This window comes from Novosphingobium sp. (genome assembly GCF_041905565.1).
Classification (GTDB): Bacteria; Pseudomonadota; Alphaproteobacteria; order Sphingomonadales; family Sphingomonadaceae; genus Novosphingobium.
This window is the reverse complement of sequence record NZ_JAYRKX010000001.1, coordinates 1-24,906: the sequence shown is the minus strand read 5'-3', so window position 1 is coordinate 24,906 and position 24,906 is coordinate 1. Positions and strand designations below refer to the sequence as shown.

General features: G+C 64.5%; 27 protein-coding genes and 1 tRNA gene. 16 read left to right on the top strand and 12 right to left on the bottom strand.

What is annotated here, in order from left to right; translation table 11 throughout:
- Nucleotides 1-60 precede the first annotated feature (60 nt).
- Genes ACE3N9_RS00140 through ACE3N9_RS00115 form a run of 6 tightly spaced genes read left to right on the top strand, consistent with a single transcriptional unit; the run spans nt 61 to nt 8,347 of the window.
- Nucleotides 61-1,593 carry an acyl-CoA carboxylase subunit beta gene (locus ACE3N9_RS00140; protein WP_374279638.1) on the top strand — a complete coding sequence of 511 codons (1,533 nt, stop codon included), beginning with the start codon at nt 61-63 and terminating at the stop codon, nt 1,591-1,593.
- A 12-nt stretch (nt 1,594-1,605) separates the two neighbouring features.
- On the top strand, nt 1,606-2,046 hold the full coding sequence (mce, locus tag ACE3N9_RS00135) for a methylmalonyl-CoA epimerase (protein WP_115548424.1): 441 nt from the start codon (nt 1,606-1,608) through the stop codon (nt 2,044-2,046).
- A 27-nt stretch (nt 2,047-2,073) separates the two neighbouring features.
- A complete protein-coding gene (locus tag ACE3N9_RS00130) occupies nt 2,074-2,859 on the top strand; it encodes an enoyl-CoA hydratase-related protein (RefSeq protein WP_374279636.1) in 786 nt (261 codons plus the stop codon).
- Nucleotides 2,843-5,014: a methylmalonyl-CoA mutase gene (gene scpA, locus ACE3N9_RS00125; RefSeq protein WP_374280316.1), complete on the top strand. Its 2,172-nt coding sequence runs from the start codon at nt 2,843-2,845 to the stop codon at nt 5,012-5,014. Before ACE3N9_RS00130 ends, scpA begins: the two co-directional genes overlap by 17 nt.
- An 11-nt stretch (nt 5,015-5,025) precedes the next feature.
- Nucleotides 5,026-6,309: an O-acetylhomoserine aminocarboxypropyltransferase gene (locus tag ACE3N9_RS00120; RefSeq protein WP_374279635.1), complete on the top strand. Its 1,284-nt coding sequence runs from the start codon at nt 5,026-5,028 to the stop codon at nt 6,307-6,309.
- 19 nt (nt 6,310-6,328) lie between these two features.
- Nucleotides 6,329-8,347: an acetyl-CoA carboxylase biotin carboxylase subunit gene (locus ACE3N9_RS00115; RefSeq protein WP_374279634.1), complete on the top strand. Its 2,019-nt coding sequence runs from the start codon at nt 6,329-6,331 to the stop codon at nt 8,345-8,347.
- 26 nt (nt 8,348-8,373) lie between these two features.
- Here ACE3N9_RS00115 and ACE3N9_RS00110 read toward each other — a convergent pair whose 3' ends face one another.
- Both ACE3N9_RS00110 and ACE3N9_RS00105 read right to left on the bottom strand, forming a co-directional pair.
- The gene (locus tag ACE3N9_RS00110; protein ID WP_374279633.1) at nt 8,374-8,811 is read right to left on the bottom strand and encodes a hypothetical protein; all 438 of its coding nucleotides are present in this window, start codon (nt 8,809-8,811) and stop codon (nt 8,374-8,376) included.
- A 1-nt stretch (nt 8,812) separates the two neighbouring features.
- Nucleotides 8,813-9,583 carry a cyclase family protein gene (locus ACE3N9_RS00105; RefSeq protein WP_374279631.1) on the bottom strand — a complete coding sequence of 257 codons (771 nt, stop codon included), beginning with the start codon at nt 9,581-9,583 and terminating at the stop codon, nt 8,813-8,815.
- A 46-nt stretch (nt 9,584-9,629) separates the two neighbouring features.
- On the opposite strand from ACE3N9_RS00105, the gene ACE3N9_RS00100 reads away from it, so the two are divergent.
- The gene (locus ACE3N9_RS00100) at nt 9,630-10,406 is read left to right on the top strand and encodes an acyl-CoA thioesterase (RefSeq protein WP_374279629.1); all 777 of its coding nucleotides are present in this window, start codon (nt 9,630-9,632) and stop codon (nt 10,404-10,406) included.
- On the opposite strand, the gene aroB is transcribed toward ACE3N9_RS00100, so the two are convergent.
- A complete protein-coding gene (gene aroB, locus ACE3N9_RS00095; protein ID WP_374279627.1) occupies nt 10,403-11,509 on the bottom strand; it encodes a 3-dehydroquinate synthase in 1,107 nt (368 codons plus the stop codon). The two genes, ACE3N9_RS00100 and aroB, sit on opposite strands and share 4 nt — an antisense overlap.
- Entirely contained in the window at nt 11,500-12,069 is a 570-nt protein-coding gene (locus ACE3N9_RS00090) for a shikimate kinase (RefSeq protein WP_374279625.1), read from the bottom strand. The genes aroB and ACE3N9_RS00090 overlap by 10 nt, the downstream gene beginning before the upstream one ends.
- 204 nt (nt 12,070-12,273) lie before the next feature.
- Here ACE3N9_RS00090 and ACE3N9_RS00085 point away from each other — a divergent pair, with 204 nt between their 5' ends.
- The 4 genes from ACE3N9_RS00085 (at nt 12,274) to ACE3N9_RS00070 (ending at nt 17,509) form a co-directional block, all read left to right on the top strand.
- Complete coding sequence (locus ACE3N9_RS00085) at nt 12,274-14,103, top strand: hypothetical protein (RefSeq protein ID WP_374279623.1); 1,830 nt, start codon at nt 12,274-12,276, stop codon at nt 14,101-14,103.
- Nucleotides 14,100-14,990, top strand: coding sequence for a tyrosine recombinase (locus ACE3N9_RS00080; protein WP_374280314.1), 891 nt, complete (start codon nt 14,100-14,102; stop codon nt 14,988-14,990). The genes ACE3N9_RS00085 and ACE3N9_RS00080 overlap by 4 nt, the downstream gene beginning before the upstream one ends.
- Nucleotides 14,991-14,999: 9 nt before the next feature.
- A complete protein-coding gene (locus tag ACE3N9_RS00075) occupies nt 15,000-15,947 on the top strand; it encodes an acetyl-CoA carboxylase carboxyltransferase subunit alpha (RefSeq protein ID WP_374279621.1) in 948 nt (315 codons plus the stop codon).
- Between the two features lie 86 nt (nt 15,948-16,033).
- Nucleotides 16,034-17,509 (top strand): M48 family metalloprotease, encoded by a 1,476-nt coding sequence (locus tag ACE3N9_RS00070; RefSeq protein WP_374279619.1) that lies wholly within the window; start codon nt 16,034-16,036, stop codon nt 17,507-17,509.
- An 85-nt stretch (nt 17,510-17,594) separates the two neighbouring features.
- Here the strand turns inward: ACE3N9_RS00070 and ACE3N9_RS00065 are convergent, their stop codons facing one another.
- Together ACE3N9_RS00065 and ACE3N9_RS00060 are read right to left on the bottom strand one after the other, a co-directional pair.
- On the bottom strand, nt 17,595-17,777 hold the full coding sequence (locus tag ACE3N9_RS00065; protein WP_374279617.1) for a Flp family type IVb pilin: 183 nt from the start codon (nt 17,775-17,777) through the stop codon (nt 17,595-17,597).
- A gap of 98 nt (nt 17,778-17,875) precedes the next feature.
- Complete coding sequence (locus ACE3N9_RS00060; protein WP_374279615.1) at nt 17,876-18,064, bottom strand: Flp family type IVb pilin; 189 nt, start codon at nt 18,062-18,064, stop codon at nt 17,876-17,878.
- Between the two features lie 101 nt (nt 18,065-18,165).
- Here ACE3N9_RS00060 and ACE3N9_RS00055 point away from each other — a divergent pair, with 101 nt between their 5' ends.
- Both ACE3N9_RS00055 and ACE3N9_RS00050 read left to right on the top strand, forming a co-directional pair.
- On the top strand, nt 18,166-18,558 hold the full coding sequence (locus tag ACE3N9_RS00055; RefSeq protein WP_374279613.1) for a (deoxy)nucleoside triphosphate pyrophosphohydrolase: 393 nt from the start codon (nt 18,166-18,168) through the stop codon (nt 18,556-18,558).
- A 51-nt stretch (nt 18,559-18,609) separates the two neighbouring features.
- Nucleotides 18,610-18,686: transfer RNA gene (locus tag ACE3N9_RS00050), tRNA-Arg, on the top strand.
- A 6-nt stretch (nt 18,687-18,692) separates the two neighbouring features.
- Here ACE3N9_RS00050 and ACE3N9_RS00045 read toward each other — a convergent pair.
- From ACE3N9_RS00045 to copC, 6 genes are all read right to left on the bottom strand, one after another.
- On the bottom strand, nt 18,693-18,929 hold the full coding sequence (locus tag ACE3N9_RS00045) for a hypothetical protein (RefSeq protein ID WP_374279611.1): 237 nt from the start codon (nt 18,927-18,929) through the stop codon (nt 18,693-18,695).
- 275 nt (nt 18,930-19,204) lie between these two features.
- Nucleotides 19,205-19,594: a Cu(I)-responsive transcriptional regulator gene (cueR, locus tag ACE3N9_RS00040; protein WP_011445792.1), complete on the bottom strand. Its 390-nt coding sequence runs from the start codon at nt 19,592-19,594 to the stop codon at nt 19,205-19,207.
- A complete protein-coding gene (locus ACE3N9_RS00035) occupies nt 19,591-19,794 on the bottom strand; it encodes a DUF2933 domain-containing protein (protein WP_066556611.1) in 204 nt (67 codons plus the stop codon). Before ACE3N9_RS00035 ends, cueR begins: the two co-directional genes overlap by 4 nt.
- Nucleotides 19,791-22,136: a heavy metal translocating P-type ATPase gene (locus ACE3N9_RS00030; RefSeq protein WP_066556612.1), complete on the bottom strand. Its 2,346-nt coding sequence runs from the start codon at nt 22,134-22,136 to the stop codon at nt 19,791-19,793. The genes ACE3N9_RS00035 and ACE3N9_RS00030 overlap by 4 nt, the downstream gene beginning before the upstream one ends.
- A gap of 64 nt (nt 22,137-22,200) precedes the next feature.
- Nucleotides 22,201-23,133: a copper homeostasis membrane protein CopD gene (copD, locus tag ACE3N9_RS00025; protein ID WP_066556613.1), complete on the bottom strand. Its 933-nt coding sequence runs from the start codon at nt 23,131-23,133 to the stop codon at nt 22,201-22,203.
- A 4-nt stretch (nt 23,134-23,137) separates the two neighbouring features.
- On the bottom strand, nt 23,138-23,521 hold the full coding sequence (copC, locus tag ACE3N9_RS00020; RefSeq protein WP_066556615.1) for a copper homeostasis periplasmic binding protein CopC: 384 nt from the start codon (nt 23,519-23,521) through the stop codon (nt 23,138-23,140).
- A 138-nt stretch (nt 23,522-23,659) separates the two neighbouring features.
- Here copC and ACE3N9_RS00015 point away from each other — a divergent pair, with 138 nt between their 5' ends.
- The 3 genes from ACE3N9_RS00015 to ACE3N9_RS00005 all read left to right on the top strand — a co-directional run.
- The gene (locus tag ACE3N9_RS00015) at nt 23,660-23,938 is read left to right on the top strand and encodes a hypothetical protein (protein ID WP_066556616.1); all 279 of its coding nucleotides are present in this window, start codon (nt 23,660-23,662) and stop codon (nt 23,936-23,938) included.
- Nucleotides 23,935-24,375, top strand: a complete 441-nt coding sequence (locus ACE3N9_RS00010; protein ID WP_304534822.1) for a Spy/CpxP family protein refolding chaperone — start codon at nt 23,935-23,937, stop codon at nt 24,373-24,375. The genes ACE3N9_RS00015 and ACE3N9_RS00010 overlap by 4 nt, the downstream gene beginning before the upstream one ends.
- Nucleotides 24,372-24,906, top strand: a 535-nt coding sequence (locus ACE3N9_RS00005) for an RNA polymerase sigma factor (protein WP_374279607.1), incomplete at its 3' end; no start/stop codon positions are given. The genes ACE3N9_RS00010 and ACE3N9_RS00005, both read left to right, overlap by 4 nt.

Below are 24,906 nucleotides of genomic sequence, written 5' to 3'. Positions count from 1 at the left end.
GACATTGCCGGACCTCGCGCGCAAGGCAGACGCTTCCGAAAGACCGGATCGAGGGAACCGATGTCCGCAAATATCGCCGAAATGGAAAAGCGCCGCGCCGCCGCCCGCCTGGGTGGGGGGCAGAAGCGGATCGACGCGCAGCACGCCAAGGGCAAGCTTACCGCCCGCGAACGCCTCGAGATCCTGCTTGACGAAGGCAGCTTCGAAGAGATGGACATGTATGTCGAGCATAACTGCGTCGACTTCGGGATGCCCGACCAGACCATCCCCGGCGACGGGGTGGTGACGGGCAGCGGCACGATCAATGGCCGCCTGGTCTATGTCTTCGCGCAGGATTTCACCGTGTTCGGCGGCGCCGTGTCGGAACGCCACGCGATGAAAATCTGCAAGGTGATGGACAACGCGATGAAAGTCGGCGCGCCGGTGATCGGCCTGAACGACTCTGGCGGCGCGCGCATCCAGGAAGGCGTCGCTTCGCTGGGCGGCTATGCCGAAATCTTCCAGCGCAACGTGCTCGCTTCGGGCGTGGTGCCGCAGCTGTCGCTGATCATGGGCCCCTGCGCGGGCGGTGCGGTTTACAGCCCGGCGATGACCGACTTCATCTTCATGGTGAAGGACAGCTCGTACATGTTCGTCACCGGGCCTGACGTGGTCAAGACCGTGACCAACGAAGTGGTGACCCAGGAAGAACTGGGCGGCGCGATCACCCACAGCACCAAGACCTCGGTTGCCGACCTCGCGCTGGAAAACGATATCGAAGCGCTGCTGACCGCGCGCGACTTCTTCGATTTCCTGCCGCTCAACAACCGTGAGGACGTGCCGGAACGGCCGACCAACGATCCGTGGGATCGCCTGGAAGACAGCCTCGATACGATCATTCCGGCCAATGCCAACCAGCCCTATGACATGCACGAAGTCGTGCGCAAGGTGCTGGACGAAGGTGATTTCTTCGAAGTGCAGCCGGGCCACGCGGCCAACATCATCTGCGGCTTCGGCCGGGTCGAAGGCAAGACCGTGGGCGTCGTCGCCAACCAGCCGATGGTGCTGGCCGGCGTGCTCGACATCAACTCGTCGAAGAAGGCCGCGCGTTTCGTGCGGTTCTGCGATGCCTTCAATATCCCGATCCTGACTTTCGTCGACGTTCCGGGCTTCCTGCCCGGCACCGCGCAGGAAATGGGCGGGATCATCAAGCACGGCGCCAAGCTGCTGTTCGCCTATGCCGAATGCACCGTACCCAAGATTACGGTCATCACCCGCAAGGCTTACGGCGGGGCCTATGACGTGATGGCCTCGAAGCACCTGCGCGGCGATCTCAACTATGCTTGGCCGACTGCCGAAATCGCGGTGATGGGTGCCAAGGGCGCGGTGGAAATCATCTTCCGCCAGGACATCGGCGATCCCGACAAGATCTCGGAACGCACCAAGGAATACGAAGACCGCTTTGCCAACCCCTTCGTGGCGGCCAGCAAGGGCTTCATCGACGAGGTGATCCACCCGCATTCCACCCGCCGCCGGATCGCGCTGGGGCTCCGCAAGCTGCGCAACAAGCAGCTCGAGAACCCCTGGAAGAAGCACGACAACATTCCGCTTTAAGGAGCAGCAGCCATGAAACTCGGCCGCCTGAACCATATCGGGGTTGCGACCCCGTCGATCGCCGATTCCATCGTGTTCTATCGCGACGTGATGGGTGCGACCAAGATCCACGATCCGTTCGACCTGCCCGACCAGGGCGTGAAGGTCTGCTTCGTCGACACCCCCGGTGCCGATGGCGCGCTGAACGGCACGCAGATCGAGCTGATCGAACCGCTGCCCGGCAACACCAGCATCGCGGGCTTCCTTGAAAAGAACCCGCAGGGCGGGCAGCACCACATGTGCTACGAAGTGCCCGACATTCACGCCGCCAAGGCCGAATTCGAAGCCATGGGCAAGCGCGTGCTGGGCGAGCCCCGGATCGGCGCGCACGGCACGCTGATCTTCTTCGTCCACCCGCGCGACATGGGTGGGGTGCTGACCGAAATCATGGAAACGCCAAAAGAAGCGCACTGAAGCGCCGCTGAGAGAGGAACCGCGAGAATGGCTTACGAAACGATCACCGTTGAAGTCAGCGACAAGATTGCCACGATCACCCTGAACCGCCCGGAGCGGATGAACGCCTGCAGCCTCGACATGGCAGGTGAGATCAACGACGCGCTGTCGAGCGACATGGGCGACGCGCGCTGCCTGGTGATCACCGGGGCGGGGCGCGGGTTCTGCTCGGGCGCGGACCTTGCGGCGCGGGGCGAACGCTCGATCTCGGGCGGAGAGGGGTCTTATGTGGCGCTGACCCGTCACTACAACCCGCTGATGATCAACCTCGCGCGGCTCAACATGCCGATCGTCACCGCGGTGAACGGCGCGGCGGCGGGCGTTGGCTGCTCGATCGCGCTGGCTGGTGACTTCGTCATCTCGGGCCAGAGCGGCTATTTCCTGCAGGCCTTCGTCAACATCGGGCTCGTTCCCGATGGCGGTGCCAGCTGGATGCTGCCGCGCATGATCGGCAAGGCGCGCGCCACCGAAATGATGATGCTGGGCGAAAAGATCAGCCCGGAAAAGGCGCTCGACTGGGGCCTGATCTACAAGGTGGTTGAAGATGCCGCGCTGCAGGCCGAAGCCCGCGCGCTGGCCACCCGGCTCGCCAACGGGCCGACCGTTTCCTACGCAGTGATGCGCAAGAACATCCTGGTGGCGATGGAGAATTCGTTCTCCGAACAGCTGCTGGCCGAAGCCGAAGGGCAGCGCATTGCCGGCAGCAGCGACGACGCGATGGAAGGCGGTCTTGCTTTCCTCGAAAAGCGCAAACCGAATTTCCAGGGCAAGTAAGGCTCAGGCCTTCCCGGACCAATCAGAGGGTAAGATGGCAAAGATCGAAGACTGGCAGGCCGCAGCGGCGAAGGAAGTCAAGGGCAAGGACCTGACTTGGCACACGCCCGAGGGGATCGACGTGAAGCCGCTCTACACGGCGGACGACGTCAAGGCCGATCCCGGCCTGCCGGGCTTCGCGCCGTTTACGCGCGGGGTGCGCGCCTCGATGTATGCGGGCCGTCCCTGGACGATCCGCCAGTACGCGGGCTTCTCGACCGCCGAGGAATCGAACGCGTTCTATCGCCGCAACCTGGCCGCCGGGCAAAAGGGCCTGTCGGTGGCTTTCGACCTGGCCACCCACCGCGGTTATGACAGCGATCACCCGCGCGTGGTTGGCGACGTCGGCAAAGCCGGCGTGGCGATCGACAGCGTCGAGGACATGAAGATTCTGTTCGACGGCATCCCCCTTGGGGAAATGTCGGTGTCGATGACGATGAACGGCGCGGTGATCCCGATCCTGGCGTTTTTCATCGTTGCCGGTCAGGAACAGGGCGTGCCGACCGCGCAGCTCGACGGGACCATCCAGAACGACATCCTCAAGGAGTTCATGGTCCGTAACACCTACATCTATCCGCCCGAGCCGAGCATGCGGATCATCTCGGACATCTTTGGCTATACCAGCGCCAATATGCCGAAATTCAACAGCATTTCGATTTCCGGCTACCACATGCAGGAAGCCGGCGCGACCCAGGTCCAGGAACTGGCCTTCACCATCGCCGACGGCATGGAGTACGTGAAGTACGGGGTTGCCTCGGGCCTCGACATCGACAAGTTTGCCGGCCGCCTGTCGTTCTTCTTCGCCATCGGCATGAACTTCTTCATGGAAGTGGCCAAGCTGCGCGCCGCGCGCGTGCTGTGGCACCGGGTGATGACCAAGCTGGGCGCGCAGGACGAACGCAGCAAGATGCTGCGCACTCACTGCCAGACCTCGGGCGTGTCGCTGCAGGAGCAGGATCCCTACAACAACGTGATCCGCACCACGATCGAGGCGATGGCGGCGATGCTGGGCGGGACCCAGTCGCTCCACACCAACGCGCTCGACGAAGCGATCGCGCTGCCGACCGATTTTTCCGCCCGGATCGCGCGCAACACGCAGATCGTGATCCAGGAAGAAACCGGGATGACCAAGGTGGTCGATCCGCTGGGCGGCTCGTACTACATCGAAGCGCTGACCCAGGAACTGGTCGACCAGGCCTGGGAGATCATCGAGCGCGTCGAGGCCGAGGGCGGCATGGCCAAGGCCGTGGCGGCCGGTTGGCCCAAGGCAATGATCGAGGAAGCCGCCGCCGCCCGCCAGGCCCGCGTCGACAAGGGCGAGGACGTGATCGTCGGCGTGAACAAGTATCGCCTGGCTACCGAAGAACAGCTGGAAACGCTGGAAGTCGATAACCACGCCGTGCGCGAGGCGCAGATCGCGCGCCTCAAGCGTGTACGCGACAGCCGTGACGAAGCCGCGTGCCGGGCTGCGCTCGCCGCGTTGACCGAAGGCGCGAAGGCGGGTGGCAACCTGCTCGAACTCGCCGTTGAAGCCGCGCGCCAGCGTGCCACGCTGGGCGAGATTTCGGACGCGATGGAAGTGGTGTTCGGCCGGCATGACACCGTGCCGACCCCGGTCAAGGGCATTTACGGCGCGGCCTATGCCGAAGACCGGCGCTACCAGCAGGTGGTAGAAGGGGTCGAAGCGGTCAGCACGCGCCTTGGCCGCAAGCCCCGCATGCTCGTCGCCAAGATGGGCCAGGACGGCCACGACCGCGGCGCCAACGTGATCGCCTCGGCCTTTACCGACATGGGCTTTGACGTGACCAGTGGTCCGCTGTTCCAGACGCCTGAGGAAGCGGCGAAGCTGGCGCTAGAAAAGGATGTGGACGCGGTTGGCGCTTCGTCGCTCGCCGCTGGGCACAAGACGCTGATCCCGGAACTGATCGGCCACCTCAAGGCTGCCGGACGCCCGGATATCAAGGTCGTCGCGGGCGGCGTGATCCCGCCGCAGGACTATGACTTCCTGCGCGAGGCCGGGGTTCAGGGAATCTACGGTCCGGGTTCCAACGTGGTCGAATGCGCCGCCGACATGCTGCGCCTGCTCGGCCACAACATGCCGCCGCTGGAAGATTGAAGGACGCCGCGATGACCCAGAAGATCGAAACCCTGACGATCCACGCCGGGTGCGAGCCTGATCCGACCACCAAGGCCCGGATCACGCCGATTTACCAGACGGCGAGCTATGTGTTCGACAGTGCCGAACACGCGGCGAACCTGTTCTCGTTGTCCGAATTCGGCAATATCTACACCCGCATCATGAACCCCACCAATGCCGCGCTTGAAGCCAAGATCGCGGCGCTGGAAGGCGGGGTGGGGGCGCTCGGCGTCGCTTCCGGCCATGCCGCGCAGTTCATCGTGTTCCATACCCTGATGGAACCGGGCTGCGAAATCGTCGCCGCGAAAAAGCTCTATGGCGGCTCGCTTAACCAGCTTGCTCACGCCTTCGCCAAGTTCGGATGGAAGACGGTGTTCGTCGATGCCGACGATCCGGCCAATGTCGCCGCGGCGATCAACGACAAGACCCGCGCGGTATTCATCGAAAGCCTGGCGAACCCCGGCGGGGTGGTGCAGGACATTCAGGCCATCGCCGATGTCGCCCATGCTGCCGGCGTGCCGCTGGTGGTGGACAACACCATGGCGACCCCGCTGCTGTGCCGCCCGATCGAGCACGGCGCGGACATTGTTGTCCATTCGTGCACCAAGTTTCTGAATGGTCACGGCAACTCGGTCGGCGGGCTGATCGTTGATGCCGGCAAGTTCGACTGGGCGGCGAGCGACAAGTTCCCCTCGCTGTCGAAGCCCAACCCCAGCTATCACGGCGCGGTGCTGACCGATGCGCTTGCCCCGGTCGGCCCGATTGCCTTCATCATCGGCTGCCGCGTGCTGGGCCTGCGCGACCTTGGCCCGGCGATGGCGCCGATGAATGCCTTCCTGACGCTGACCGGCATGGAAACGCTGGCGCTGAGGATGGAGCGCCACTGCGCCAACGCGCTGCATCTGGCGCAGTGGCTCCAGAACCACCCCAAGGTGGCTTGGGTCAGCTATGCCGGGCTGCCGGAAGATCCCTACCACCAGCTCTGCCGCCAGTACCTTGGCGGCAAGGGCGGCGCGGTGTTCACCTTCGGGGTGAAGGGCGGTTACGAGGCCGGGGTCAAGCTGGTCCAGTCGGTCAAGCTGCTGAGCCACCTTGCCAACATCGGTGACACCCGCAGCCTGATCATCCACCCGGCCAGCACCACCCACAGCCAGCTGGAGGAAGCCGAACTGCTCTCCGCCGGGGCTGGCCCCGATGTGGTGCGCATCTCGGTCGGGATCGAACACATTGACGACATCGTGGCGGACCTCGCCCAGGCGCTCGAACAAATCTGACGGATCGGAAAGACCCAACATGTTCAAGAAAATCCTCATCGCCAACCGCGGCGAAATCGCATGCCGGGTGATCAAGACTGCCCGCCGCATGGGCATCCAGACCGTTGCGGTCTATTCGGACGCCGATGCCCGCGCCCCCTTCGTGCAGATGGCTGACGAAGCCGTCCACATCGGCCCGGCGCCCGCTGCGCAAAGCTATCTGATCGCGGACAAGATCATCGCGGCCTGCAAGGCAACCGGGGCCGAAGCGGTCCATCCGGGTTATGGCTTCCTGTCGGAACGCACCAGCTTTGCCGAGGCGCTCGCCGCCGAAGGTATCGAGTTCATCGGGCCCCCGGTCAATGCCATCGCCGCGATGGGTGACAAGATCGAGTCCAAGAAGCTGGCCAAGGAAGCGGGCGTCAACGTCGTCCCGGGCTTCGTCGGCGAGATCGAGGATACCGAGCACGCGGTGCGCATCTCGAACGAGATCGGCTATCCGGTGATGATGAAGGCTTCAGCCGGCGGCGGCGGCAAGGGCATGCGCCTGGCCTACAACGAAAAGGACGTGCGCGAAGGCTTTGAAAGCGTGAAGCGCGAGGGCCTGAATTCGTTCGGCGATGACCGCGTGTTCATCGAAAAGTTCATCCTCAACCCGCGCCACATCGAAATCCAGATCCTGGGCGACAAGCACGGCAACGTTCTTTACCTCAACGAACGCGAATGCTCGATCCAGCGCCGCCACCAGAAGGTCGTGGAAGAAGCGCCGTCGCCGTTCGTCACCGACAAGATGCGCAAGGCGATGGGCGAACAGTGTGTCGCGCTGTCGAAGGCCGTGGGCTATTACAGCGCAGGCACGGTCGAACTGATCGTTTCGGGTGCGGACCCGAGCGGGGAAAGCTTTTACTTCCTCGAAATGAACACCCGCCTGCAGGTGGAACACCCGGTCACCGAATGCATCACCGGGGTCGACCTCGTTGAACAGATGATCCGCGTTGCCGCTGGCGAAAAGCTGGCGATGACCCAGGACGATGTGAAGATCGACGGCTGGGCAATCGAAAACCGCGTCTATGCCGAAGACCCCTATCGCGGCTTCCTGCCTTCGACGGGCCGTCTGGTGCGCTACCAGCCGCCGGTTGCCGGGTGGGAAGATGATGGCGCCGAAAACGGCCGCCGCGGCGTGGACGGCGTGCGCGTTGACGACGGCGTCTACGAAGGCGGCGAAGTGTCGATGTTCTACGACCCGATGATCGCCAAGCTGATCACCTGGGGCAAGACCCGCGACGAGGCTGCCGACAAGCAGATCGAAGCGCTCGACCGGTTCGAGATCGAAGGGCTGGGCCACAACATCGATTTCGTCTCGGCGATCATGCAGCACCCGCGCTTCCGCTCGGGCGAGCTGACCACCGGGTTCATCGCCGAGGAATACCCCGAAGGCTTCACTGGCGCAGCCGCGTCGGACGAAGTCAAGTCGCACCTTGCCGCCGTGGCCGGGTTCATCGCCACCGCCCGCGCCGACCGGGCGCGGCAGGTTGACGGGCAGCTCGATAGCGAGCTCGACCCGCCCTACGAATGGGCGGTCAAGATCGGCGATCACACCTTTGCCGTCGAACTGGGCGATGACATCACGGTGGATGGGGCCGTGGTCGATCTGGCGATGGAATATACCCCGGGTGACCGCGTGGTCAGCGCCGAGGTGGGTGACGCCACCTTTGGCATCAAGGTCGAGCCGACCCGCATGGGCCTGAAGATGACCACGCGCGGCGCTATCCATAACGTGCAGGTCCTGCCTGCCCGGATCGCGCACCTGACCCGGCACATGATCGAAAAGGTCCCGCCGGATCTTTCGAAGTACCTGATCTGCCCGATGCCGGGTCTGCTGGTCGCGCTGCACGTGGCCGAAGGCGACAAGGTCGAAGCCGGTCAGCCGCTTGCCGTGGTTGAAGCGATGAAGATGGAAAACATCCTGCGCGCGGAAAAGTCGGCAACGGTGAAGACGGTCAATGCCAAGGCCGGCGACAGCCTGGCCGTGGATGCGATCATTCTGGAACTGGAATAAGGCTTAAGTGAAGCGCTGGGCGGATTCTATCCGCCCAGCGCTTCAACTACCTTGTCGTCAAACGACATGTTGGCCGCGCTCCAGCCCTTGCTGCCCTTGACGGTCAGGAAGATCCACCGGGTGAACAGCGCGGGGTGCTGGCAGTGGTATAGGCGCTGCTGAACCCACGTGCCGATGTTGCGCGTTTCGGCCAATTGGCAAGCGCTGATCGGGCCATAGAGCCCTAGCGTCGAATCGATCTGCGACGACAGGTAGGCCATTTCCGAGGCCTTGCCGCTGATCATCGGGTTGGTACCCAGAAAGGCGTCAACAGCTTGCCGTGCCTTACCGGCCTTGAGCGCTTCGAGCGAGGGCGCGATGAGCCGTTCGATCGCAGACTCGTCGCTGCTGGACGAAGCGGACTGCGCGTGAACCGGCGCGGCGATAAAGCACAGCGCGATTGCCAGCAGTGTCAGTCTTTTCAATTCAATCCTCCAAGATGGCAACAGCGCGAATCCAGCCGGCGCTGGCGCCTTCGATCTTGACCGGAAAGCAGCTGACCGTGAAGCCGTGCTCGGGCAGGGCGGACAGGTTGGCCAGCTTTTCGATTTGCCAATAGGGGCGGATGCGGCCCGCCTTGTGGCCTTCCCAGATTATCGCCGGATCGCGCGTTTCCGCCCACTTGCGTGCGGTGTGGCTGAACGGAGCGTCCCATGACCAGGCATCGGTGCCAACCACTTCCACGCCGCGCTCGGTCAGCCACAGGGTGGCCTCGGCGCCCAGGCCCACGCCCTGATCGGTGAAATTGTCGGTGCCATAGACCGCGCCGGACTGGACCAGCACGATATCCAGCGGCTGCAAGACATGGCCGATCCGCGCCAGTTCCGCTTCTACCTCGGCCGCGCTGACCACGTGGCCGTGCGGCAGGTGGCTGAAATCCAGTTTAACGCCGGGGCGGAAGAACCGGTCGAGCGGGGCCTCGTCGATTGTCGGGGCGCGGCGGGCGCCGCCATCGGTGGTCGAATGGTAGTGCCACGGCGCGTCCATGTGCGTGCCGTTGTGGGTGGACAGGGTCAGCGTTTCCACCGCCCAGCCTTCGCCGTCTGGCAGGTCCTGCTTGGTCAGGCCGGGGAAGAACAGGGCGATCTGCTGCCAGGTGCTCTCGTGCGTGGCATAGCTGATCTGCGGCAGCATCACCGGCGGGTCTGAGACTACCTTTGTGGTGATCGGGATCGAAAGGTCGATGAACTGGGTCATGCCACGAAGGATTGACCCGCCTTCCGTTTACGTCAATGGAAAGTGCATGAGCCTGCCCCAAGCCCTTGCCGCCCGCCGTCCGATCGATGGCGGTTTCGCTGCCGAAATTCCCGCCACCTGGATGCAGGGGCGGACCAGCTATGGCGGATTTTCCGCCGCCTTGGCACTGGAAGCGGCGCGGGGGCTGGCGGATGACCTGCCGCCGCTGCGCTCGGCCCAGGTCAGCTTCGTCGGACCGCTGGCGGGCGAGGTGGAAGTGCGTGCGCGGCTGCTGCGGCGGGGCAAGAACGCCAGCTGGGCCACGGCCGAAGTGGTGAGCGAGGCCGGGGTCGGCCTGACCGCGACCTTCGTGTTCATGGGCCCGGTCGAACAGAGCGAATTGCACCTACATGAAGTGCCGATGCCGGCCGAGGTTATCCCGCCGGCGGACGCGGTGCTGATCCCCGAACGCGCCGGACCCAGCTTTGCCCCCAATTTCGAACGCCGCTTCGCGCTGGCTCAGTCGAGCCACAAGAAGCCGGAAATCTGCTGGTGGGTGCGTCTGAAAGAGGCCGAAGGGCTGGACCCGATGGTCAGCCTACTGCTGACGGCAGACATGCTGCCCCCAGGTGTCATGCCGCTGACCGGGCCGGTGCCGATCAGTTCGATGACCTGGCTGGTCAACCTGCTGACCCCGCTGCCGCAGACCCGCGATGGCTGGTGGCTGCTGCGTTCGGCGGGTAACTATGCGGAAAAAGGCTGCTCCAGCCAGGACATGGCGATTTGGAATGCCGATGGCACGGCGGTCGCCGTGGGGATGCAGTCGATCGCGGTGTTCGGCTAACCGGCCAGTTGTTGGTCGAGGAAGGTGGCCACGTCATCCAGCGCCACGTCCTTGGCAAGCCAGGCTTCGCCGATCGACTTCATCAGCACGAAGGGCAGGGTGCCCGCGTCCATCTTCTTGTCGTGGAGCATGTGCTGCACCAGGGCGGGGCCATCGCAGTTGAGGCCGAGGTCGCGAATCTCGCTGACCATGCCCACTTCGGCAAAGTGCCGGGCGACATGTTCCGCGCTGGCCTGTGGTAGCTCCCCGCGCCGCGCCGAATAGCGCGCCGCCAGCACCATGCCGAGCGCCACGCCTTCGCCGTGGAGCAGCCGGTCGGAAAAGCCGGTCTGCGCTTCGAGCGCGTGGCCGAAAGTGTGGCCGAGGTTGAGCAGCGCCCGCAGGCCCAGCGTCTCGCGCTCATCCTCTTTCACGATCCGCGCCTTGGCTGCGACCGAATGGGCCACGGCAAATTCGCGCAGCGCCCCGTCGCCATCCAGCATCGCCGCGCCGTGGGCATCGCACCACTGGAAGAAATCGGCATCGCCAAGCAGGCCATACTTCACCACTTCGGCATAGCCGGCCAGCAATTCGCGCCGGGGCAGCGTATCGAGCACGGCCAGGTCCGCCAGGACCAGCGAAGGCTGGTGGAACGCGCCGACCAGGTTCTTGCCGGCAGCGGTATTGATCGCGGTCTTGCCGCCCACGCTCGAATCGACCTGCGCCAACAGGGTGGTGGGCAGCTGGATGAAATGACACCCGCGCTTGAGGATTGATGCGGCAAACCCGGTCAGGTCGCCGATCACGCCGCCGCCCAGCGCCAGGATGTGGTCGCCGCGCTCAACCTCCTCGGCCAGCAGCCAGTCGACCAGTGCGGACAGTTGCTCCCAGCTCTTGGTTGCCTCGCCCGGCGGCAGGATCCGCCACGCCGCTTCGTGCCCCGCGCCGTGCAGCGCGGCTTCGATCACGCCGCCCCAGGCGGCATGGACGCGCTGGTCGGTTACTACCGGCACGCGGCGCTTGCGCAGGCGGCCCTGGCAATGTTCGGCCAGGCCCGCCAGCAGCCCGGTGCCGACTTTCACTTCATAGGGGCGGCCAGCGATGTCGACCGGGATTACAGCCATGCCTGAATTCCTTTGAGCACCTTGTCCAGCGTGCGGCCGTGCGGCCCGCGCGTGCTGATGACGTGGATCGGGGCCTGTTCATAGGCGGTGCGCCGTTCCTCGCGCAGTCGGGTCAGGATTTCGCGCGGATCGCCCTGCTTCAGCAGCGGGCGATTGTCCTTCCGGCCGACCCGTTCGAGCAGGGTTTCGACATCGCTGTCGAGCCACACCGCAATCGCCCGGTCCAGGATCAGCGCGCGGGTTTCGGCATTGACGAATGCGCCGCCACCAGTGGCGATCACCTTTCGCCCGCCATCGACCAGCCGCTGGATCACCCGGCGCTCGCCATCGCGGAAATGGGCTTCGCCGAACCGCTCGAAGATTTCGGGAATCGTCATCTGCGCCGCAGCCTCGATTTCCTCGTCGGCATCGACGAAGGGGACGTGCAGCACAGCGGCCAGCTTGCGCCCGACGCTCGACTTGCCCACGCCCATCATGCCGACCAGCACCACCGGGCGGTCAATCCGCTGGGCGAGCGCCTCGATTTCGGCGGAAGTTGGGGCCGTTTCATCAAGTTCCATTGCGGCCCTGCCTATAGTTGCGCTAACCGGCAGCGCAAGCATTGCTCTCGAAAGGTCGTGTGTGAGGTCAAGGATCGGCAGGAACGCATGGTTGGGACTGGGCGGAGCGCTGGTGATGGCGCTGCTCGCCTGGGCCTGGATCGACGGCGGCCTGCGTCCGCTGCGCCCGTTGTCTGAACCTGTCGTGATTGCGGGAGTGTCGCGGTGAAGCGTCTGGCCCTGCTGGCGGGCGGCGCGCTGCTTGCGCTCAGCTCTGCCCTGGTGATCGCGCAGGATGCGCCCGAATCGCTGCTTCCCCCCGGGTTCGACCGGCCCCGGCCCAGCCGCGCCGCACCTGCGGCACCGCCGTCCGCGCCGGCTGCTCAGGCGGGTGGTGCCGTTTCGGTGCCGGTGGTCCAGGCCATACCCGGCGCACCTGCGGGTGCCGCACTGCCGGCCGGCACGAAGGTCCCGAGCCTGAAAGAGCTTGAGGCGATGTCGCCGGACGAGCTTGACGAGCTGCTCGGCCTCAAGCCCAAGTCCGACATGCCCCCGGCGGCGCGCCGGTCGATGCGGCAGGTTGGTGTGATTGCCTCCTACGAAGGCGGCCTGCCTTCGGCGGCGCTGGCGCGGCAAAGCCCCGACCTGGTCCGCGCCGCGCTGGATCGCAACAAGGGGCAGCTGGTGTCGCGCTGGGGCCATATCCTGCTGCGCCGCGCGCTGGCCTCGCGGCTTGATGCGCCGGCGGGGATGAATCCGGCGGACTTTGCCGCCTCGCGCGCGGCCCTGCTGGTGCGGATGGGGGAGGGCGATGTCGCCCGCGCGCTGGTGCAGGACGTGGACGTGGGCAACTTCAGCCCCGCGCTGACCCAGGCCGCGCTCGATACCTACGCCGCCACGGCGGACATTACCGGGGTGTGCCCGGTCGTGTCGGTGCACGGCGGGGTGCGCAAGGATGCGGACTGGCGGGTGCTGCGCGCGATCTGCACTGCGTTCCAGGGCGATAGCGCCGCCGGGATGACCCAGCTCGACCGGCTGACCGACGAAAATGCGTGGCCGAAGATCGACATGCTGCTGGCGCAGAAATACGCGGGCGCGGCCGGCAAGGCGCGGCGCGCAGTCAAGATCGAATGGGATGGTGTCAAGGAACTGACCCCCTGGCGCTATGCGCTGACTGTTGCGGTCGGGCTTGAACCCCCGGCCGAGCTGATGACCAAGGCCCCCGCGCGCTACAGTTATTCGGCGGCGCTGGCGCCAATGGTGCCTTTGCAGGCGCGGGCCGCCGGAGCCGAACGGGCCGGGGCGGCGGGGATCCTGTCAAGCGCGGCGATGGTTGACCTTCTCAGCCAGATCTACGAGCAGGATGAGATCACCGGCACTTATGCCGACGCGGCGGAAGCGCTTCGCGCGGCCTATGTCGGCGCCACGCCGGATGACCGGATGAAGGCGATTGCCAGCCTGTGGGACGGCGCGCCCGATGCCCAGGCGCGCTATTCGCGTTTGGTGCTGACCGGCTACGCCGCTGCCCGCATGCCGGTCGAAGGGGCCTTTGCCAAGCAGGCGCCAGATCTGATCGCGGCGATGCTGGCCGCCGGGCTGGACCAGAACGCCATGCGCTGGGCACCGCAGGCCGATGTTGGCAGCCTGGCGTGGGGTCAGCTCGCTCTCGCCCAGGCGCAGCGTTCGACCCCGGTGGATGGCGCGGCGCTAAACAGTTTCTACGGCAACGATCCGTCTGACGGCTATCGCAAGTCGCGCTTCCTGCTGGCCGGCCTGATGGGACTAGGCCGGGTCGATCAGGCGGCGGCGCAGGATTTTGCCGGCAAGCTCGAGCTTGACCTTGGCCGCCAGACCAAATGGTCGCGGCTGATTGACCAGGCGGCCGATGCCAACAACCAGGCGCTGGTCGCGCTGCTGGCGGGGCTGGGCATGCAGGGTGATGGCTGGGACAAGATGACCGGTCTGCACCTTTACCACATCGTGTCGGCGCTCAACCGGGTCGGGCTTGGCGCGGAAGCACGGATGATTGCCGCCGAAGCGGTGGCGCGGGCCTGATTCTGTCCGCCGAGGTCGATTCCTTCCTCGCCATGCTCGCCGCCGAGCGGGGCGCGGCGGCGAACACCCTGGCAGCCTATCGCCGTGATCTGGACGGGGCCGAGGAGGAACTGGGCAGCCTGATCGTCGCCGATGGCGCGGCGCTGGCCTCGCTCGGCCCGGCCTGGGCGCACCTTGCGCCGGCCAGCATGGCGCGGAAATGCTCGGCGCTGCGCCAGTTTTATGCCTTCCTGCAGGATGAGGGGCTGCGCCAGGACGATCCCTCGGCGGCCTTGCCGCGCCCGCGCACCCGGCGTCCTTTGCCGCGCTTGCTGGGGCACGGCGAAGTCGCCGCGCTGTTTTCCCAGGCCGAGGACGAGGCCGCATCCGATCGCCCGGCGGCGGTGCGGCTGCTGACCCTGCTCGAACTGCTCTATGGCTCGGGCCTGCGTGCGACAGAGCTGGTCTCGCTGCCGCTGGCTGCTGTGCCGCGCGATGCCCCGTTCCTGACCGTGACCGGCAAGGGCGGGCAGCAACGCATGGTACCGGTCAGCGGCCGGGCGCGGACGACGTTGTCGCGCTGGCTGCCCTTGCGCGGGGAGGGGGGGCGGCACCTGTTCCCCTCGCGCGCGGGGCAGGGGCATCTTACCCGCGTGCGGCTGTTCCAGTTGCTGCGCGAGTTGGCGGGGCGCGCCGGGATCGACCCGGAAAAGGTCAGCCCGCACGTGCTGCGCCACGCCTTTGCCACCCACCTGCTCGAAGGCGGAGCGGACCTGCGCGTTCTGCAAACGCTGCTGGGTCACGCCGACATTGCGACCACCCAGATCTACACCCATGTCGATGGGGCCAGGCTGGTGGCTCTGGTCAATGCGCGTCACCCCCTTGCCGCGCGCGGCGGAGCGGGCTAGCGCAATTCCATGGTTTCCTACCTTGAGTTCGAAAAGCCGGTGGCCGCGCTCGAAGCGCGCATTGCCGAATTGCGCCAGACCGCCAGCGCGGGCGACGTGGACATCAGCGCCGAGATTCGCCGCCTTGAAATGAAAAGCGCTGATCTGCTGGCCAGCACCTATGCCGCGCTGACTCCCTGGCAGAAGACCCAGGTGGCGCGTCATCCGATGCGCCCGCATTTCAAGGATTTCGTCGAGCAGGCCTTTGCCGATTTCATGCCGTTGGGCGGGGACCGCTATTACGGTGACGATCAGGCGATCATCGGCGGCTTTGCGCGGCTGAACGGTCGCCGGGTGATGCTGATCGGGCACGAAAAGGGCCACGATACGCAGACCCGGATCAAGCACAATTTCGGCATGGGCAAGCCCGAAGGCTACCGCAAGGCGATCCGCCTGATGGAACTGGCCGGGCGGTTCGGCCTGCCGGTGGTGACGCTGGTCGATACCTCGGGCGCGTTCCCGGGGATCGAGGCGGAAGAACGCGGCCAGGCCGAAGCCATCGCCCGCTCGACCGAGGCGTGCCTGGGCCTGCCGGTGCCGATGGTCGCGGTGATCGTGGGCGAGGGCGGCTCGGGCGGCGCGGTGGCGCTGGCCAGCGCCGAACGCGTGCTGATGCTGGAACATGCGGTCTATTCGGTGATCAGTCCCGAAGGCTGCGCCTCGATCCTGTGGCGCACCAATGAAAAAGCGGCCGAAGCGGCCGAGGCGATGAAGGTGACCGCACAAGACCTGCTGGCACTGGGCGTGATTGACCGGATCGTGAAGGAACCCGTTGGCGGGGCGCACCGCGACCCGGCGCTGGCGACCAGCGCGCTGGCCAAGGCGATTGGCGAGGAACTGGACGAGCTGGGCAAGCTCAAGCCCGAACAACTGCGCGCCAAGCGCGAAGAACGCTTCCTGCGCATCGGCGAGGGCTGAGCTCGGCTCAGCCCGTTGGGGCTTTTCAAGCGATCCGGCAGGGCCTAGCCATGGGCCTGGTTAATCGGTCGCAGGAGAAGCCGTTCATGTCCCACAGGAATTTTCGCAAGCTCGCGCTCGGCGCGGCTGCCCTTGCCATGCTCGCGCCGCTGGCCGCGCCGGTGGCGCAGGTCGGCGGCGGCACGGTCCAGGCGATCAGCGCCAAGGACAAGCAGGAAGGGGCAAAGGCCCACCCGCAGCTGCTGGCCGAGTTTGGCGGTGCGCTGACCGGACCGCAGGCCACCTATGTCGAAACCATCGGCAAGAACGTGGCGGTGCACTCAGGCCTGTCCAACGCGCGGGGTGATTTCACCGTCTCGCTGCTCAACAGCTCAGTCAACAACGCCTTCGCGGTTCCGGGGGGCTACATCTACACCACCCGCCAGCTCGTCGCGCTGATGAACAACGAGGCCGAACTGGCCGGGGTGCTGGGGCATGAGGTGTGGCACGTCGTCGCCCGCCATTCCAACAAGCGGCAAAGCGCGGCCACCAAGAACACGGTGATCGGTGCCGGGCTGGCGATTCTGTCGGGTGTGCTGCTGGGTAACAGCCAGGTCGGGCAGGTGCTGCAACAGGGATTCCTGCAAGGCTCGCAGCTGCTGACGCTGAAATATTCGCGCAGCCAGGAAACCGAGGCGGACAACGGCGGAATCCTGCTGCTGCGCAAGGCCGGCTACGATCCGCGCGCCATGTCGACCGTGCTGCAAAACCTGGCGAATCAGAATGCGCTTGATGCGCAGCTGATGGGCACGAATGACCGGGTGCCGGCCTGGGCCTCGACTCACCCTGATCCGGCCTCGCGCGTGAAGGCAGCATTGGCCCAGGCTGGGGCCGGGGCCAAGGGTGTAACGAATCGCGACACTTTCCTCGCCAGGATCAACGGCCTGACCTATGGCGATGATCCGAAGCAGGGGGTGGTCGAAGGGCGCAAGTTCATCCATCCGGACCTGAAACTGGCGTTTGAGGCTCCGGCCGGCTTCTACCTGATGAACGGCAGCGATGCGGTCACGATCGGCGGGCAATCGGGCAAGGGTCAATTCGCCACCGGCCAGTTCAACGGCGATCTGGATGCCTATATCCGCGCCGCCTTCGCCGGGCTGACCAGTCAGGGCCAGGCGGCGATCGATCCCGGCACGATCGCCCGCACCACGGTAAATGGCGTTCCGGCCGCTTATGGCACGGCGCGGGTCAACAATGGCAGCAGCCAGGTCGATGTGACGGTGTTCGCCTATCAGTTCGATGCGAATACCGCCTATCACTTCCTGACCGTGGTCCAGGCCGGCGGAGCCGACGTGTTCACGCCGATGTATCAGTCGCTGCGGCGGATCACCGTGGCCGAGGCAGTCGCGGTCAAGCCGCGCAAGCTGGTGGTCGTAACTGTCAAGAAAGGCGACACGGTCGCCTCGCTGGCTGGCCGCATGGCCTATGCCGATGCGCAGCAGCAGCGCTTCCAGGTGCTGAATGGCCTGGCTGCGGGCAGCACGCTGGCAGTCGGGCAGAAGGTCAAACTGGTCACTTATTGATCAGAACCGGCAAGGCAAACGAGAAGGGGCGGCAGGTTTCCCAGCCGCCCCCGCTGTTCAGTCCGTGACGACCGAAGGCTTGCTATTAGGCAGCCTTGGCGTTGGCCGTCGACATCTGGCCCGAGGTCACGTTGAAGGTCGACTGGAGCTGGTTACCCAGGCCGTTCATGGCGGTGATCGCGGCAACGGCGATGAGGGCGGCGATCAGGCCGTATTCAATGGCGGTCGCGCCTTCTTCGTTGCGGAAGAACTTCTTGATGAACTTCATGGTCAGTCTCCTGTTAGCAGTCTCTAGTACCCGGCTCTTTTCCTGTTTCCCGGATCGAGCGATTACCGATCTAGGGAAAACTTCTTTCCAAATGGTTATCATTTGATGGCTTTTTGAACGGCTTCCTCAGTCTTGGTGTTGATGGTTTCCCAGGTCGACTGGGTCTCCTCGCTGAAGCTCTGCAGCGCGCCCAGCATGGTCAGCACGACAAGCGACAGGATCAGCCCCATTTCCAGAGCCGACGTGCCGGTGCTGTCTTTCAGAACGCGTTTCAGATAGGCCGTCATTGTCCCCCTCTCCGGGTGTGTAGTTGGACAAGCTGCCGATTTCGCAAAGCGTGCTTAAGAATTGATTGAGATTTGAAACAGGATTGAAAAAAATTCCGACAATGATTCCGGTGGTGGCGGTGGCCCTGATCGACAACGAACAACGCGTCCTGATGCAGCAGCGCCGCATCGGTGGGGCGCATGGCGGACTATGGGAATTCCCCGGGGGCAAAGTTGAAGCGGCGGAAACGCTGCAATCCGCCTTGCTGCGCGAGATAGAGGAGGAACTGGGGATCCACTTGGCGAAGGATTCGCTGAAGCCTCTCAGCTTCGCGGCGACAGCTGACGAGCCGTATGTCGTGCTGCTTTACACTTGCCGGGCCTGGCAAGGCACGCCGGTCTGCCTGGAGGGCGAGGGGATTGCCTGGGTGCCGGCGCAGGACCTTCTTGGTCTGGCGATGCCCCCGCTCGACGTGCCTTTGGCGCGGGCTTTGCAGGAATGTTTGCGAAGGTGAAAATAGGTGCTTGCCAAGCCCGAATGACACCCCTATGTGCGCCTCTCCAACGCGCCCGTAGCTCAGCTGGATAGAGCATCAGACTACGAATCTGAGGGTCGGACGTTCGAATCGTTCCGGGCGCGCCATTACTTTCAAAGGCCATCCGCAAGGGTGGCCTTTGATGTATCCGGCATGTGGCGCGGCTTTTGCGCCGGCTCTTGGCGAAGCTGATCAGCACGAACCATGCCGATGGCAATTGCGGCCAAACGTCCGTCATGGTGGCCGGTCAAGCGTGGCTTAAGAATGAAAGTCTCCATGATCGCCGACAGGGGCGAATGGGGTGGAATTGTGCTGCTACAGCGGCGCCCATGCTCAACGATCTGGGTCATGCCTCGCCTGCCCTTGTGGGGGATAAGCGACAAACGGCGCAGATGACATTTAATCCAAACATCGAATCGCGTTCGGCAAGCTGCATACGATGCGCATGCGTCAGCAGGACCAGCCATCAGACCGGCGGGGTCGCTACGCTTCTATCAATGAGTTTGGAAAGGCGGTGGTGGACGCACTAGGGCTCGAACCTAGGACCCGCTGATTAAGAGCAATCTTTCCGTCCGGATGTGTTCGCGAGCGACCGCATCGATGTGCAGGTGTCCAGAGGATCTGGTCAACTGACTGCGATCCCGTCGAGGATCGGACAATCGGGTCTGCTGTCGCCGCTGCACCCTTCGGCCAGTTCCAGCAAGGCGCGCCGCATGGCTTCAAGTGCTGCGGCCTTGCGACCAAGGTCATCGGCATGCGCCAGGGCAACGGCCTTCACTTCACTGCTCGTCCGCTCGCGGTTGTCCCATAGGCCGAGGAGAGTGGTGATCTCCTCAAGCGAGAAGCCAAGGCCGCGGGCGTTGGCAATGAAGCGCAGGCGCTCGATCGATTGCGGCGAATAATCCCTGTAACCATTGTCGCGTCGGTCAGGGGGCGGCATCAACCCTACGCGCTCATAGTGCCGGATCATCCGCTCCGACACGCCAGTGGTCTTCGATGCCTGTCCGATGTTCATGGCCGCTGTTCGCCGAACTTCGGGTAGCGTCCTTGGTGGTGGCCGCCATGGAAGAAGTGCAGCAGCGGGCAGGCGAACAGGAATGCGTAAGGGATCAGCCCGAAGAAGTGCTGCCGGTGTTCCGGATAGAGCAGGAAAGCGGCGATCAGCGCGCCCGATGCCGCGGCCAGCAACCACGCGCGCTTGCTGGAAAGGCTCATAGCGCAATCCTCCTGAGACGCAGCGAATTACCGATGACGCTGACCGAGGAAAGCGCCATTGCCGCCGCTGCGATGATCGGTGAAAGCATGATGCCGAACAGTGGGTAGAGCGCGCCTGCAGCCACCGGGATACCAGCGACGTTGTAGGCAAAGGCGAAGAACAGGTTCTGCCGGATGTTGGTCATGGTTGCATGACTGAGGTGCCGGGCACGCGCTATCCCCGTCAAATCGCCCTTGAGCAGGGTGATCCCTGCGCTTTCAATCGCAACGTCTGTGCCGGTGCCCATGGCGATGCCGACATCGGCAGCGGCAAGCGCAGGGGCGTCGTTCACACCGTCGCCTGCCATCGCCACGATCCTGCCTTCGTCCCTCAAGCGCTTCACGATCGCGCTCTTCTGGTCGGGCAGGACATCGGCTTCGATGTCGTCGATACCAAGGCGCCGGGCGATGGCGTCTGCCGTGACGCGGTTGTCTCCGGTCAACATGATGACATGGATGCCCGCTTCGGCCAGTGCCTTGAGCGCGCCAGGCGTAGTCTGCTTAACCGGATCGGCAATGCCGATAGCACCCGCAACACGGCCATCGATGCCAAGGAAAATTGCGGTCGCCCCGTCAGCGCGCAGGGCGTCGGCACGTTGCGCCAGTTGGGCAGTCGAGATCCCTTGCTCCTCAAGAAAGCGGGCATTGCCAGCAACAAGCCGATGTCCATCGACGATTCCGGTGATGCCTTTGCCGACTGGCTGATCGACGTCGCCCGGTTCGCTGATTGCCAGTCCTTTGGCTTCGGCATCCCTGACAATGGCGAGAGCCAGCGGATGCTCGCTGCTGCGTTCGAGGCTGGCGGCAAGGCGCAACACCTCGCGGCTGTCGAACCCCTCGGCCGTCTCAATCGCGACCACCGCAGGCTTGCCTTCCGTAAGCGTGCCGGTCTTGTCCACGACAAGCGTATCGACCTTCTCCATGCGTTCGAGCGCCTCGGCATTCTTGATGAGAATACCGGCCTGGGCACCGCGTCCGACCCCCACCATGATCGACATCGGGGTTGCGAGGCCAAGCGCACAGGGGCAGGCGATGATCAGCACGGCCACCGCGGCAATCAGGCCATAGCCCATTGCCGGCGATGGGCCGACCAGGGACCAGACGACGAACGCGATCGCTGAGACCGCGATCACCGCCGGCACGAACCAGCCCGACACGGTGTCGGCAAGCCGCTGGATCGGCGCACGACTGCGCTGGGCTTCTGCTACCATCTGGACGATGCGCGCCAGCATGGTATCGCGCCCGATCTTCTCGGCGCGCATCACGAGGCCGCCGGTCTGGTTTATCGTGCCACCGATCAGCTTCGACGATGCCTCCTTGGTCACCGGCATGGACTCGCCAGTCACCATCGATTCATCGACGGTGCCGCGGCCCTCCAGCACCACGCCATCAACCGGAACTTTCTCGCCAGGGCGAACGCGTAGCGTGTCGCCGACCAGAACCTGGTCGAGTGTGATCTCCTCGTCACTACCATCGGGACGAACCCGGCGGGCGAGCTTGGGCGAAAGGTCGAGCAATGCGCGGATCGCACCGCTGGTTGTTTCCCGGGCACGCAGTTCAAGCAGTTGGCCAAGCAAGACCAGCACGGTAATGACCGCCGCTGCCTCGAAATAGACCGCGACTGAGCCGTCTATTGCGCGAAACGCGGCCGGGAAAATGCCGGGCGCGAGCGTCGCCGCCATGCTGTAGATCCAGGCGACGCCCGTTCCCATTGCGATCAGGGTGAACATGTTGAGGTGACCGCTTTTCACCGAGGCCCAGCCGCGTTCGAAAAATGGCCAACCCGCCCACAGGACCACCGGCGTCGCCAGAACCATCTGGATCAGGTTGGCGATGTTTCCATCCAGATAATGGCGCAGTCCAGTCAGATGCCCGCCCATTTCGAGTGCAACCACCGGCAAAGCGAGGATGAGGCCGATTACAAAGCGCCGCTTCATGTCGGCATATTCGGGCGACGGTCCATCGTTGAGCGTCGGCGTCATCGGTTCCAAGGCCATGCCGCAGATCGGGCAGCTTCCCGGCCCGGACTGCTGGACCTCCGGATGCATCGGGCAGGTCCAGATCGCGCCTTCTGGCACCGGTTCTGTCGGGCGCGGCGCATCGCTCATATAGCGCTCTGGATCAGCCCTGAACTTGGTTAGACAGGCAGCGCTGCAAAAGTAGTGATGGACGCCGCCGTGGGTCGTGACATGCGGCGTGGTCGCCGGGTCGACGCTCATTCCGCAAACGGGGTCGATAGCCGTTCCCGGGGTTTCCGGTCCGGAATGGGCGCAATGCGCGTGGTTGTGTTGCGACTCGGTCATGCCTCATGCTCCTCTGGTCGCCAGCTTCATCAACCCTGACATCATGTCAGGGTCAAGCAGTAATTCATCCTTTCGCGATGGCAAGCTCCAGCGTACCCAGCCAGGCCACCAAGGCGAGGATCGTAAGGGCAGCAGACGACTCCAGAACCAGGCTTTGCCGAAGACCGCGTAACGCGTGGGCGAGGTCGTCTTGTTCGATTGCTGCACCTAGTGTGGGCGTTAGGCGCCAACAGTTGGCACTCGCCAACACCAGCATGGCAGCGAACAGTCCGAGCTTGATGAGCAGGAGTTTTCCGTAGCGCGAAGCGAACAAGGTGTCCGGATGAGGCAAGCCCATCAGGCTCAGGCTGTTGATGAGGCCCGTGAGAACGATCAACCCGACCGCAAGCGTCCCAACCCGCGAAAATTGTTCAAGAGCCCGATGCGCTATCCTGATCTGCGCATCGGATTGGTGCGCCATTGGCTGAAAGAGCAGCCAGGCGAACGCGGCAATTCCGCCGATCCAAACAGCCGCCGCCAGCATGTGGACGATGTCGCTCAGCCGGTGGAGAGTTCCGGTCCACCCTTCGGTTGCGCCGGCATGGCCCGTCCAGACCAGCGTGGCGATAGCCACCGCCGTCGAAGCAAGCAGCCAGTATCTTGCAAGGTGTGGGCTTCGGCCAAGCGCGAGGGCGGCAACCAAGGCAATTGCAACTGCCACCATACGCACGACCCAGGCGCTGCCAATGGCGCTCTGTGTGACGATTTCCCCGATGACCGAGGCATCGGCTGCCCAGAGGCTTGTCCCCATCATGGCTGCGACAAGCGCAATCATGCCGGCGCCAGACAGCAGCAGTCCGAGCAGCGAAAGGATGAGGGCAGGTTTGGCCAGCGGCAGCAAGGCAGTGCCTCGCTCCTCGGGTTTCAGCGCGTAAAGCGTGAAGGCCGTCACACCTGCCAGCACCATCAGATCGGCGTAAAGCGCGAACCGGATGGCGATGACAGGCAGGTTGTCCATGTCTTCAGCGCACGGTGAAGCTGAAGTTGCCGCCCATGCGATGTGTGTCGGCTCCGGCCGCGCTCCAGGTCACGCGGTAAGTCCCGCTGGCCAGCGGCCGACGGAGCAGCAAAGTCATCGATTTCCTGTCATTGCCGAGCCGGGCGGTGAAACCCGTGATCGGCATCGGCGCATGGTTTGGCATACCCGGCATTCCGGTCATTGCGATCTCGGCCCTTGCCGTTGCGCCGATCACGGCCTCATTGAAGCGCAGTTCGACCTTTGTCGGCGCTGCGACCGTGGCATTGGCTGTCGGGGTCGAAGACACGAGCTGCGTATGCGCGCTGGCAACCTGCGGCACGATGAGCCCCAGAGTCGCAACGGCAAAGGCAAGGCTGGGCAAACGCATCAGTTATCTCCTTGGAAATGGCTATCAGGTTGAGATACGCGGCCCGGAACAGCATCCCTCAAATTGGGCTGGTTCAATTTTTCTGAGGGATCGGGGATATGGCTGCGTATAGGATCACAAGACCTCGGGAGACCCACCATGTCCGACCTTGATCAGGCGCTCCGCCGCCTGGGCACACTTCCGGCTCCTTCGGGGCTGGCGACTATCGACGATGCTGTGCTTGCCGGACTGGCTGCGAGCCGCCGTGAGGCTGCGGCTGGGTCGCGGCTGATGGGTTTTGCCGCAGCCCTGGCGCTGGTGGTCGGCGTAGCCGGTGGCGGACTAGCGGGCGGCGAACCCGCCACGGCTCAGCCCATCTCTCCCTTTGCGCCTGACAATCCCCTCGCACCTTCGACCTTGCTGGATGTCCACCCGTGAATTGGACCACGCGGCTGATCCTGATCGCGCTTGTCGCATTTGCAGCGGCGCTGGGCGGCACTTATGCTGGCCGCGTCCTGTTCGCACGGGAAAGGCAGAGCGAGACCGAACTCCACGCCTTGCTGCACAGCGAGCTCGAACTCGATGCCGCACAGGAAGCAAAGATCGAGGCAATCGAGCAGCGTTTTGCCACACGCCGCAAGGCGCTCGAACTCGAGATGCGGGCCGCCAATGCCCATCTGGCCGAAGCGATGGAATTGGAGCACGGCTATGGTCCGCAAGTCACCACCGCCATCGACCACACCCACAAGGTCATGGGTGAAATGCAGAAGGAAACGCTTGAGCATCTCTTTGCCATGCGCGCCGTCCTGAGGCCTGATCAGGCGGCCAAATTCGACAGGTCGGTTACCAGAGCCCTTACCCCAGAAGTGCGGTGAGCCTTCCGCTGTCCGAGGGGAGCGACGGCGAGCTCGCGGCACTGGCGCTCGCGGGCCGGCAGGACGCTTATCGCGAATTGCTGGCGCGCCACCGTGACGCTGTGTTTCGCTTGGTGCGAGCGTCAGTCGGCGATCCGCACGAGGCCATCGACGTCACCCAGGAAACCTTCATTGCCGCGTTCTCGGCCCTTGGGCGTTACGACCATGGGCGACCGTTTCTGGCATGGCTCAAGCACATTGCGCTCAACAAGTGCCGGGACTGGGGACGAAGGCGCAAGGTGCGCGCCTTCTTCACGCGCGCAGTGCCGCTCGAGATGGCTTTCGATGTTTCAGACGATGCCATTCCCGCCGATGTGCAAGCGGCAGACCGGGCCGAGCTGGCGCGCGTGACCACTGCCATATCCCGCTTGCCATCCCGTCTGCGCGAGGCCCTGGTCCTCCGCACGATCGATGGCCTCGGCCAGGCCGAAGCTGCCGAGGTGCTCGGTGTCAGCGAGAAGACGGTCGAGACCCGCCTCTACCGGGCCAGGG